This window comes from Massilia sp. BGA-UO-ETr-WB1 (genome assembly GCF_059567845.1).
The window spans coordinates 432,626-443,056 of record NZ_JCAQOT010000026.1 but is presented as its reverse complement, the minus strand read 5'-3'; the positions used below and the strand labels follow the sequence as shown (position 1 = coordinate 443,056).

The 10,431-nt window shown below is 63.0% G+C and carries 14 protein-coding genes; 5 read left to right on the top strand and 9 right to left on the bottom strand.

Translation table 11 applies throughout. The features are described from left to right. Window positions 1-22: 22 nt before the first annotated feature. Window positions 23-1,963 (top strand): hybrid sensor histidine kinase/response regulator, encoded by a 1,941-nt coding sequence (locus tag AC56DV_RS24455; protein ID WP_496316815.1) that lies wholly within the window; start codon window positions 23-25, stop codon window positions 1,961-1,963. 169 nt (window positions 1,964-2,132) lie between these two features. Here AC56DV_RS24455 and AC56DV_RS24450 read toward each other — a convergent pair whose 3' ends face one another. After that, window positions 2,133-2,684, bottom strand: coding sequence for a DVUA0089 family protein (locus tag AC56DV_RS24450; protein WP_496316814.1), 552 nt, complete (start codon window positions 2,682-2,684; stop codon window positions 2,133-2,135). Between the two features lie 149 nt (window positions 2,685-2,833). Between AC56DV_RS24450 and AC56DV_RS24445 the strand changes: the two genes are divergently transcribed. Together AC56DV_RS24445 and AC56DV_RS24440 are read left to right on the top strand one after the other, a co-directional pair. Next, window positions 2,834-3,361, top strand: coding sequence for a transporter substrate-binding domain-containing protein (locus AC56DV_RS24445; protein ID WP_496316813.1), 528 nt, complete (start codon window positions 2,834-2,836; stop codon window positions 3,359-3,361). Between the two features lie 223 nt (window positions 3,362-3,584). After that, entirely contained in the window at window positions 3,585-4,418 is an 834-nt protein-coding gene (locus AC56DV_RS24440) for an NYN domain-containing protein (RefSeq protein ID WP_496316812.1), read from the top strand. Here AC56DV_RS24440 and AC56DV_RS24435 read toward each other — a convergent pair. The 8 genes from AC56DV_RS24435 to AC56DV_RS24400 are packed head-to-tail and all read right to left on the bottom strand — an operon-like array spanning window position 4,402 to window position 9,846. Further along, window positions 4,402-5,628 (bottom strand): hypothetical protein, encoded by a 1,227-nt coding sequence (locus AC56DV_RS24435; RefSeq protein WP_496316811.1) that lies wholly within the window; start codon window positions 5,626-5,628, stop codon window positions 4,402-4,404. The genes AC56DV_RS24440 and AC56DV_RS24435 overlap by 17 nt on opposite strands. Next, a complete protein-coding gene (locus AC56DV_RS24430) occupies window positions 5,525-5,797 on the bottom strand; it encodes a DUF4224 domain-containing protein (protein WP_496316810.1) in 273 nt (90 codons plus the stop codon). Before AC56DV_RS24430 ends, AC56DV_RS24435 begins: the two co-directional genes overlap by 104 nt. Next, complete coding sequence (locus AC56DV_RS24425; RefSeq protein WP_496316809.1) at window positions 5,775-6,539, bottom strand: PRTRC system ThiF family protein; 765 nt, start codon at window positions 6,537-6,539, stop codon at window positions 5,775-5,777. The genes AC56DV_RS24430 and AC56DV_RS24425 overlap by 23 nt, the downstream gene beginning before the upstream one ends. 8 nt (window positions 6,540-6,547) lie before the next feature. Then, window positions 6,548-7,321: a PRTRC system protein A gene (locus tag AC56DV_RS24420; RefSeq protein ID WP_496316808.1), complete on the bottom strand. Its 774-nt coding sequence runs from the start codon at window positions 7,319-7,321 to the stop codon at window positions 6,548-6,550. 11 nt (window positions 7,322-7,332) lie between these two features. Beyond that, window positions 7,333-8,079, bottom strand: a complete 747-nt coding sequence (locus AC56DV_RS24415; protein ID WP_496316807.1) for a PRTRC system protein B — start codon at window positions 8,077-8,079, stop codon at window positions 7,333-7,335. Next, entirely contained in the window at window positions 8,076-9,158 is a 1,083-nt protein-coding gene (locus AC56DV_RS24410) for a PRTRC system protein F (protein WP_496316806.1), read from the bottom strand. Before AC56DV_RS24410 ends, AC56DV_RS24415 begins: the two co-directional genes overlap by 4 nt. Beyond that, window positions 9,155-9,367 (bottom strand): hypothetical protein, encoded by a 213-nt coding sequence (locus AC56DV_RS24405; RefSeq protein WP_496316805.1) that lies wholly within the window; start codon window positions 9,365-9,367, stop codon window positions 9,155-9,157. Before AC56DV_RS24405 ends, AC56DV_RS24410 begins: the two co-directional genes overlap by 4 nt. Then, window positions 9,364-9,846 carry a PRTRC system protein C gene (locus AC56DV_RS24400; RefSeq protein WP_496316804.1) on the bottom strand — a complete coding sequence of 161 codons (483 nt, stop codon included), beginning with the start codon at window positions 9,844-9,846 and terminating at the stop codon, window positions 9,364-9,366. Before AC56DV_RS24400 ends, AC56DV_RS24405 begins: the two co-directional genes overlap by 4 nt. Between AC56DV_RS24400 and AC56DV_RS24395 the strand changes: the two genes are divergently transcribed. Continuing rightward, the gene (locus AC56DV_RS24395; protein WP_496316803.1) at window positions 9,820-10,245 is read left to right on the top strand and encodes a hypothetical protein; all 426 of its coding nucleotides are present in this window, start codon (window positions 9,820-9,822) and stop codon (window positions 10,243-10,245) included. The two genes, AC56DV_RS24400 and AC56DV_RS24395, sit on opposite strands and share 27 nt — an antisense overlap. Before the next feature lie 2 nt (window positions 10,246-10,247). Then, window positions 10,248-10,430, top strand: a complete 183-nt coding sequence (locus AC56DV_RS24390) for a hypothetical protein (protein ID WP_496316802.1) — start codon at window positions 10,248-10,250, stop codon at window positions 10,428-10,430. Window position 10,431 lies beyond the last annotated feature (1 nt).

Here is a 10,431-nt window from a genome sequence, read left to right as displayed (position 1 = left end):
CAATGATGCTTTTGCGCAAGTATTGGGCAGCAAGCATCCGGGCCACCTGGGCCGCCCCGCCAAGGAGTGGTGGCGCGAGATGTGGGACCAGATGGCGCCCATCGTCGAGCACGTGCTGGCGGGCGAAACCTACTACGTGGAAAACGCCAGCTATGCGCCCGAGCGCGGCCACAGCCAGCGCGAAACCTACTTCACCCATTGCCACAGCCCGATCTGGAACGAGGACAACAAGGTCGAGGGCGTGCTGCTGGTGCTGACCGAGTCGACCCGCGAAGTGCTGGCCGAGCGCGCCTTCGTGGCGCTGAACCGGCGCCAGGCCTTCCAGCTCGACCTGGCCGACTGCCTGCGCGGCATGTCCGCCGCCACCGACATCACGGCGGCCGCCACCGAGCTGCTGGGCAACTACCTGCATGCCTCGCGCGTGTTCTACACCGAGATCAATGAAGCCAGCCGCACCGCCTTCGTGCAAGGCGAGTGGAGCGCGGCCGAGCTGCCGCCGCTGCCGGGCAGCGCGCGCCTGGACGACTACAGTCCCGAGATCATCGGCATCCTGAACGAGGGCAAGGCCTTCGTGGTGAACGACGTGCGCATGGACCGCCGCACCCAGGCCTATGCCGACGCCTACCTGGCGCAGGGCATGGGCGCCATCGTGGTGGTGCCGCTGCTGCAGGCCGGCAGCGTCACCTGCGCGCTGAACCTGTCGCAGCGCGCGCCGCGCGCCTGGTCGCGCGAGGACATCGCCATCACGCAGGACGTGGTGCAGCGCACCTGGGAAGCGGTGGAGCGCGCCCGCGCCGTGGCCGCGCTGCGTTCCGAGCACGAGCACAGCAAGCGGGCCCAGGCCGCGCTGCGCGACGCCGACAACCGCAAGGACGAATTCCTGGCCATGCTGGCGCACGAGCTGCGCAATCCGCTGGCGCCGATCGGCACGGCGGCCGAGCTGCTGCGCCACTTCCAGTTCGACGAAGCCACCGTCAAGCGCACCAGCGAAGTGATTTCGCGCCAGGTCAAGCACATGACCGGGCTGATCGACGACCTGCTGGACGTGTCGCGCGTGACGCGCGGCATGGTCACCCTGCAGAAGGAAACGCTGGACCTGCGCGACGTGCTGGGCTACGCCGCCGAGCAGGCCCGCCCGCTGATGGAGGCGCGCCGCCACCGCTTCGCGGTGCAGCTGCCGCCCGAGCCCGTCCATGTGCTGGGCGACAAGAAGCGCCTGGTGCAGGTGATCGCCAACCTGCTCAACAATGCCGCCAAGTACACGCCGGAGGACGGCTTCGTCGAGCTGCGCCTGAGCCTGCGCGGCGACAGCGCCACCGTCACCGTGCGCGACAACGGCGTCGGCATGCTGCCGGAACTGCTGGCGCGCGCCTTCGAACTGTTTGCGCAGGACGAGCGCACGCTGGACCGCTCGCAAGGCGGCATGGGCCTGGGGCTGGCGCTGGTGCAGCGCCTGGCCGAGGCGCACCAGGGCAGCGTGGCCGCGCACAGCGACGGCATCGGCAAGGGCAGCACCTTCATCCTGCGCCTGCCGGTGGCGCAGCCGCAGCCCGAAGCCGGCCAGGACGCCCCGCGCGCCGCCGCCGCGCCGGCCGCGCGCAGCCTGCGCCTGCTGGTGGTGGACGACAACGTGGACGCGGCCGAAACGCTGGGCATGCTGATGGCGGATGCCGGCCACCAGGTGACCGTGGAGCACAGCTCGCGCGTGGCGCTGGACCGGGCGCGCGAGCTGCGGCCGGACATCTGCCTGCTCGACATCGGCTTGCCCGACATCGACGGCAACGAGCTGGCGCGCCGGCTGCGGCTGCAGCCCGAGACGGCGGGGACGGTGCTGATCGCGGTGACCGGCTACGGCCAGGAGCGGGACCGCAACGAATCCTACGCGGCCGGCTTCGACTACCACTTCGTCAAGCCGGTGGACATGCCGCGCCTGCAGGCGCTGATGGCGCGCATCGCCGGATAAAAAAACGCTGCACCGGCATGGCTACCGGTGCAGCGAATAGTCCCCTCAACTGTGCCGGCGATACGGCATGCCGAGCAATTTCACTGTACCGTATTGCAGAGCTAACGCGGCGTTTACCGGATGCCGATGTCGATTGCGTCAAACCTAGTGCAATTGGGCCGCGCCAGCCCTAGGCAAGACCGCGCCGATGTGCTTGGGCGCGCCGCCAGCCCGCCAGCAGTGCCGCGCCGCCCAGCAGCATGGCCGCCGATGACGGTTCGGGCACCGGCGGCAGCATGCCGTCCGCCACGTGCAGCTGCCAGTAGCCGTTGCCTATCCGGAGCGGCGTGTCTGCCCCGCGCTGGAAGCCATTCTCCAGTCGCGGCCCGTAGGCGAAGTTGCTGTAACGGGCGATGCTGACCTGATAGCTCCCTGCGGGCAGGCTGTTGAAATAGAGACCGGAATCGAGATAGCTCTGTGCCGCGTCGATGAAGGGAAAGTCGTCATTCTGTGCGAGCAGCCAGCCGTCGCGCCACAGCGCGATGATGGGATCGAAATTGGTGCCGTCCTGAAACGAGTCGGTCCAGATCGCCAATCCGTCCGTGCCCTGCTCCAGCGTCAGCGACACGAAGTTGACCTCGTTATGGTAGAAAAGGTTGCCCGTGCTGGTGGACGACAGGGCGCCCGCCTGGGCGCTGCACGCCAGCAGCAGCGCCGCCAGCATCCATTTTGCATAGTTCATGACACGCTCCTTGACTGAATGGCACCGTATCATGGTAGGTCAGCCTTTCGCGCGGCGATGTCGAATGCGTCAAACAATGATCAGTTGGCGTGGTACGCTAGCGTTGGACTTGATCTTGGGCCTATGCATGGTGTTAAGGATGTGCTTGCTTGTCGGACGCCATGATGGGGGCTTACTCCTCCGAGCGCGCCGGCTACGCGGCATTCCCGATGGCGGGCGGGCAGGTGGACGAGAGCATGTCGCTGGCCGCGCCGCGCTATTTCGTCTACCGCCGCAAGGGCGCGCCGCTGCAATGGGACGGCCGGCGCATCTCGGGGCAGGGCGGCGGCAGGATAGGCGTGGAATCGGGCTTCACCTTCATCATCGAGCGGCTGCGGCAGCTGGAACTGGCCTACGACGACGGCTCCAAGACCCTGGAGCACAACTTCGCCAAGCTGGCGGCGGGACGGCTGGAGGGCGTGATCGCGATGGAACTCGAAGCCGAGGCGCTGATCGCGCGGCGCTATGCCGGGGTGCTCGAGCGCATCGGCAAGCCCTTCGAGCAGACTCCGCTCTACCTGATGTTCTCGCGCCACTTCCATGCCCGCCACCCGGCCTACTCGGCCCGCCTCTGGCAAGCCCTGCAAGAGCACCGCGCCGGCGCCGACTATCGCCAGTACCTGAAATCCTACCCCTGAAAAGAAAAAAGCCCAGTCGATGACTGGGCTTTTTGCCGTAATTCTGTGGGGTGACTGATGGGGCTCGAACCCACGACAACAGGAATCACAAGCCTAGACTGCTATAGAGTATTCTTTAGTATAATCAAGAACTTAGTCTAAAAACATTCCAACGCGTCGGGAGATTTCCTCACGGTAGAATGCGTCTCTGCGGGGCGTCGTTGGAAAATCTGAAGGGGTTTCAATGCTACAAGTGCCGACCGGAGGAGCGTTATCTACATGCTACATGTTCGTGGACGGCGCCTACCTTGATCCAATTTTGAAAGATATCGGCCAGCGGTTTTTCGACGAGGACCTTGAACTTGACTATGCGAAGTTCGCGACTGTATGCAGGAAAGTGTACTACTACGACTGCCTACCGCCGAAGAGGACGAATGAAACTGAGGAACAGCATGCACTGAATGTGCTGGAGAAAAAGAAGCGCTTTGCACAGTTGCGCGCGCTGGACGGTTGGCATGTGAGTGAAGGGGTATCGAAGCATACTCGACAACGCGGTGCAGTCCAGAAAGAAATTGATATCCTGATTGCCGTCGATATGATGATGCACACGTACCGGAAAAATATGGATGAGCTCATATTCGTTGCCGGTGATCAGGATTTTCGACCTCTGGTAGAAGCGCTGGTTAACGAGGGTATGTATGTGTCCCTTTGGTATGATCAACGCCATGCTGCGGAGAGCTTGATACATACTGCGGACACAAAGTTTCCACTCGATATATTCAATTTATACGACAGTTGCACCAACGAGTTTAAAGACCGTCATCCCATGCCAAGGATTGGACGACATTTGGGAATGGGAAGCGGTGCAAATATTGTCGAGACTGGAAAAAGGGATGGCGTGGAAGTAGCATGGTTAGAGCGCTACGATAATAATCGGCGTGAACGATTATGGACGTCGGATACATGTGAAACTAGTATCCGAGTTGCGTTGTCTGAATTAGATGCCGCAATGTTGAAGCGCATGCATTCCAATCTATACGGACCTTGCATTTGGAGTTTAACTACTCCGTCGCTTTAGCACGCTTTTCCGTTCGTCGATCGTAGTGCTTGTGCGTTGTGCTTGGATTTGCATGAGCGGCGAAGTCGTACGCGTCAACTTGGCGCTGCCTTAGCTTCGTCGTAATTGCGGCTGGACGAATGTCCTGTAGCGCGAAGTATTCCTGATGCGCGGTTATCTTATAATCGGATTGATATTCCGGCAAAGCTTGCTCTTTGTCGTACGCGGCTTTGTAATTCACTTCCCACGCTTGTTTTTTCACTAGTGCGGCGGCCGCGTCGCTATCGAAACTCGCGATGTAATCGAACATGACATCAACCCACGTTGAGCCCCAGCCGCTGCGGGTATATGCGCTGCCGGCGCTGTTTGCGAACAGGTAGTCACGTGGTCGACCATGGCTCTGTTTGGAGCGGGCCACCACCACTCGCAGCCTCGTCGACCATTCGCGCACCTTTAGGACTTCGGCTTGGCCTTTGCGGCGCTTGGCGCTAACGGTGTGGACGCCGTCCTTTTTCAGGTCCGATGTTGCGAATGGACGCACCTCGGCGGCCCGGAAGCCGGTGAGGTAAGTGAACATCGCAGCGCATGCCATGTTCTGGTGCTTGCCCCCTTGACGCACTCCCCAAAGGTAAAACCGGACGACTTGGCTACGGGAAGTGATGCGCACCGCCTTGTCGGTGACGTTCTGCATCATGTTGTTGAAAGGGTTGGCATCCATGACGCCGTCCTTCACCGCATAATTGCAGATCATCGACAGCTGCGATAATTCCTTGTTCGCCTTCGCCGGCGCGCCGGCCGCCGCGCGCGCCTTGAGGAACTGGTAGCCGTGGTGCGTGGTGAGCGCCCTTGGCGTCATCTTGCCGAAGAATTTTTTCAGGTTGTTGTATGCGCTCTTGCGGACGGCCAGACCGTCTTTCGATTGGTCGCGATAGTGCGTCGGCGCGACCTCGAGCTCGAACCGGTCAATCATATCCGCGACGGACCCTACGATGACCTTGCCCTGCTGGATGTCGATCGCCTTCCGCTTAGCAGTGAGCTCGGCGTCGATGATCGCTTTACGGTCGCCCAGCACCGCGCTGGCCAGCGTCTCGCTGGTGCCATCGGGGTACTGGTAGTAGAAGGAGACCTTACGCGCGCCGATGTACTTGTACAGCCGGTCGATTCCTGTGCGCTCTTTGCGCGAACGCGTTGAGGTCTGGTTCTTCGGAGAATTTTGCGACTGCTTTTTCATCGGTGATGCCCATTTTTTTGTCGTGATACGCGCGCGCCACTTTCGGCATGCCCTTCGAATCGACCTCGTGGCGCCAGCGGTTGGCTGCCAGCCAGTTGATCATTGTCGCCCTCTGGTTCGGCTTGCAGCCGACCAGATTGGCAAGCTCACTGCTGGACAGGTAGCTCATGCTCTATTTCCTTTACCGGCAGGGGCCTCATTGTGCCTGTGCGCAGGTTGACGAAGGCGCCGCACCAGGTGATGCGGCCGTAGCGGAACAATTCCCACAGGATGCTCAGCGCCGGCGTCACGATCGACTGGTTGACGAACAGTTCCTGGCGCTCCAGCGCCTCGGCCAGGCCGCAGCTCGGCGTGTCGTCTTCCGGCACCGAGGTGTCCACCAGCTCGGGCAGGATCGCGTAGGGGCTGGCCAGCTCCACGTGGTCCGGCTGCAGCTTACTTTTGTCGTGCGTGGGCCGGATCTCGCCCAGGATCACCTGGCCATCGGCCGCGCGGTTGCCCAAGTCCATCAGGTAGTGCGCGCGGAAGTTGCGGACGTGCTGCTGAATATCGCGGCGGGCGCGCGCGCTGTCGACGCAGACGATCATCATGTCGAAGGTGCTGGCGTCGTCCTCGTAGCGGCCGAAGTGCGAGCGCCACGCCAGGCCGAAGAAGGCGTTGATGCGGTTCACTAGCACATGCGCCTTCGGCGAGCCGACGTCGAAGGCGCCAAACATTTGGCGGCCCATGTTGGCCTCGCTGACGACGTCCGGATCGAAAGCGTAGACGGCCAGGCCCGGGTGGCCGAGTGCGACCAGGGCGTGGTTCAGCCGCGCGAGGCCAGTCAGCATCTGCGAGCCGTTGCCGCCGCAACCGACCAGCGCGATCTGCACCTGCTGCTGCACCATGATGGCGGGAAGGTAGTGTGGCATGGGCGCTCCTACGCGTAGATCCTGGCCGCCGGCACGTTCAGCGGGATGGTCAGCCCGAGCACGCACAGGCGGAAGGTGACGGTAGGCTCCTCCTGATCCAGCTTGCCGTAGACGCCGGCGATCTTCACGCTGCCGGCGTCGTCCGCGTCGTCCGTGGCGCTGAAGAAGGCCGGCCCGTGTCCGTGGCTGTGCAGGTCGATCACGAGGTGATCGTCCTCGGCGAGCTCTACTTGCTTGAACTGGATATGGGCGGCGCTGGCCTCGCCGATGGTTTCCGGGTAGGCGATACGCCAGGCGTTTCCGGCGCTGTTCCAGATCACGCTGGCGGCGGCCTCGACCGGGGCCGCGTCGCGGGCGTGGCGCGCGAACTCTTGAAGCTGCGGCATGGCGCCGCCGAGCGGGCCGAAGGCCAGCTCCACCTTGGCCTGCACGCAGCCATAGGGAACGTGCACGTTCGGAATGGCCGTGAGCCGATGTAGCAAATGCAGCCACGGGCGGCGCGCCTCCAGATAGACGCCGTCGGCGGCCAGCACCAGGCGGTGTCCATTCTCCTGCAGCGGGAGGAACGCGCAGTGCGCCGGCGCCACTACTACCGGGACGGCGCGCAGCAGGGCGGCGTCCAGCTGCAAAGCTGCGGCGTCGGCCGCTTCTTCGTCCGCTGCCAGCACCTGTGGGCGCGCGGCGTTGATGGCCGCCTCGGTCGTGGCCGCAAACTCGGCAAATGCTGCTTTCGTCAGATCCAGCAGTTGGTCCATTTTGATCAGGTAATCTTGTCCGGTCATACTTCCTCCAATTATTGGGATTTATTGTGGCGAGCGGTGATGCGTTCAATCGCTTGCCGCAGGGTTTCTTTGGCCGGCCGCAGCGCGCGTACCATGGCCTGCATGTCGGGCTTGTTCAACTGGTCGATCCACAGAGCGGTGGTGCCGCCGCGATACTTCACGGCGTTGGCGCGGTTCGGGTGGGTGAACCGGCTGCGGAAGAACGCGGTTTCGTAGTCGCGGATCGCGTTAGCTTCGATCGCCGGCGGCAGGGTCACGCTGCCAGTGCAGATGCGGCCTCCGTCCCAGACGTTGAAATGCGGCGCGTGTTGCAGCTGCGTGCCCGGCCCTGGGCGCGCCGAGTCGCGTAGGGCGAATACGTACCAGTCGCCGGGCACCACGACGAACACCAGGGCGGGATGCGCCACGTCGCCGCTTCGTTCGCCCATCTCAGCGGCCCGCGCGTTGGCCTTGAACCAGCTGCGGCGGATCGACGCGGGCACCCACCAGGCGATCATGTTGGCCGACGTGTATAGCAGGTTCTCCGGCACGAATCCGCCAAATGCGGTAGCTGCGCCGACGGCACTGGCGAAGGTGGCCAAGTTGGCTTTCGACAGCGGCGCGCCGGCGCCGATCATTTTGCGCTGCGGGTTTTCCGGATCCAAATGCACAGGGTGAGCCGTGGCGTAGACCTGGCCCGAGCCGGTGCGGTACATGAGCAGGGCGTCCGTCAGGTGCAGGCGCGTTTCGCCCTGCGAGATCACGTTCACGCGGGTCATATCGGTTCTCCAATTAGTTCTATGAGGCGCTCGGTCAGCGCGGCCAGTTCCATCATCTTCTCGGTCCTGGCCATGTATTCCCGGATGGCCTCTGCGTTGAGCTGAACTGGCTGTTCGTCGATAAAGTCGACGTACTCGCCGCACTGGCCGACATCGTTCAGCCAGTCGTCAATGACGGCGCCCACCACATCACCATCTCGCCACAGCAAAACCATGCAGCCATCGATGCTGTAGTGTCCGGACTGGTGGGTGCCGCAGTGCCAAGGCTGGAGTTTGAAACCCGGGCCGGCCGCGAATTCAGCGATGGCGTCGCAAGCCGCGATCACGCTTTTTTCGTATTCCCCGCGCGCAGCGCGCACAATCGCTTCTCGCGACGCAACGCGTTGCGGTTTTACCGCCCAGCGGGGCATGTCAGCGTAAAAGCGGGCGCGCGTCATCAGGTCTGCAGTGTCGTCCTCCGCGTCAGCGCCAGCGGCGACGTTGGAAATTCTGCCGTCCTCGCGTGCATTACGGATCAGCTCCTCGTCGTTTTCCGATTCTTGCCAATGCATCGCCTCCGCCCATTCCGCTGCCACCAAGGGGTTCAGCGACTCGGGCATGCGCAGCAGGCAGTCGTACAGCACCGCCAGCACGGTTTGCCCGAAGCCTTCGAGGCAACTTTCGAGTTGTCCTGCGCCGCGCGCCAGCGCGACGCGGGGTATATCGCTGTTTTGGTTTCGCGTGATGCAGAACCAGCCGAGCGGCGAGGCGGTGTCCGTGTGCACGCCGGTTTGGTCTTCCAGCTGCTGCACGTGCAGGTCCCAGCGAAACTGCTTGGTCGGGAACCGGGCCTGCAGCGCTGTCCACCAGGTGGTGAGCGCGTGAATCGACATCTCGCGCTCGTCGGGCTCGTTGAACACCTCAATCAGGCTCGCATTCGGGCCGGGGACGAGCATGTCGTCGGTGACTACGCCTGCCTCAAGCAGAGCGAGGGCAAGCGGCGCTGCGAGCCCTGTCTCGCCAGGGACGTACAGCTCGAACGGGATGCCGTCCGCGATGCGCGGCAGCGCCGTCGACGAGGCAGGGGAGAACTGCATCATGGCAGCACCGCCTGATCGGCGGCGGGCGCGAGCCAGCGCGCGCCGGAGCCTGCGCGGGCGGCCGCGATCACGCGGGCCACCTGCTGGGCGGCGGGTTTGCCAACGGCATTCTTCGTCAGCGCGGTCGCGGGACGTGGCGCCGACGACAGCGACCCGGTCGCACGCAACTGCTCGATCAACTTCGCGCGGATGGCGGCGGCCGGTTTCATGCGCGAGCATCCTGTACCTGACGAACACGGCAGTGCGCTTTATGCAGAATGCACAGGTTCACGGCCAGATCGTCGGGCAGGGCAGTATCCGGGGTCTGCTGGATCTGCCGTTGGGCGGTCCGGATGCGGTGTTTCGCGGTCGGATCACTGAAGAACCAGCCGATGTTGTCGAGATCGACCAGATCGGCAACTACCTTAGCCATGCCACCTTCCTGTATGGCAACCGTGCGCGCCTCTACAAGGCCAGGGACAAGCCAGAAGACCTCGGGCTGACCTTTTGTGCCTACAGCCCGGCGGAAGGAATACACGTTCTTATTTCCGATCACATCCGGGCCTTCGATGTCGGCGCTGGTGATTTCGGGATAGACGTTTGCGAAGAAGTCGCGCACTTGGTTGAGGCTGAAGGACGGATTCGGGTCCGCCAGTTTCACGCTGTTGTACTTGAATTCGCGTTGCAGTTCCTGGGTAGTGATGCTCATGCTTATTCCTTAGAAGAGGTCGAGGGTGGCCTCGGCGTGCGCATCTACCAGGCGCGCGATCGAGCGATCCCAGAAGCAGAGGCGGCGGCCATCAACGTGCAGTTCGACGGCGGACTGCCAACGCGGGGCGCCATTCTTGGGGCCCCGGTGGACTGGGATTCTCGCTTCGTGATCGAGCTCTACGTACGCACCACCACGGAAACGCCGGACGCTGGCGTTGATCCACTGCTGATAGCGGTCTACCGCGAAATGGCATCGGACCCTTCGCTCGGTGGCCTCACAACCGATATCGGCGAGCCCGTTATCGAGGCGGAGTACAGCAGCGAAGGCAAGAAGACGGGCTGGATCCGTATGACCTATCCCGTGCAGCACCGAACTCAAAACATGACCCTGGAGTGAACATGAAATCGAAATCGAACCAACCCGACGCCGAGGCGGGTGCCGACAATTCGGCCGATGTTGCGGCAAATGCCGTCTTGCACGAGGAACCGCAAGTCGGCGGATCTTACGTGCGGGACCTGACCAGCGGCGAGCTGAAGCGAGTAGCTGGCCCCGTAATGACCGAACAACCAGTTCAGGAGTAAA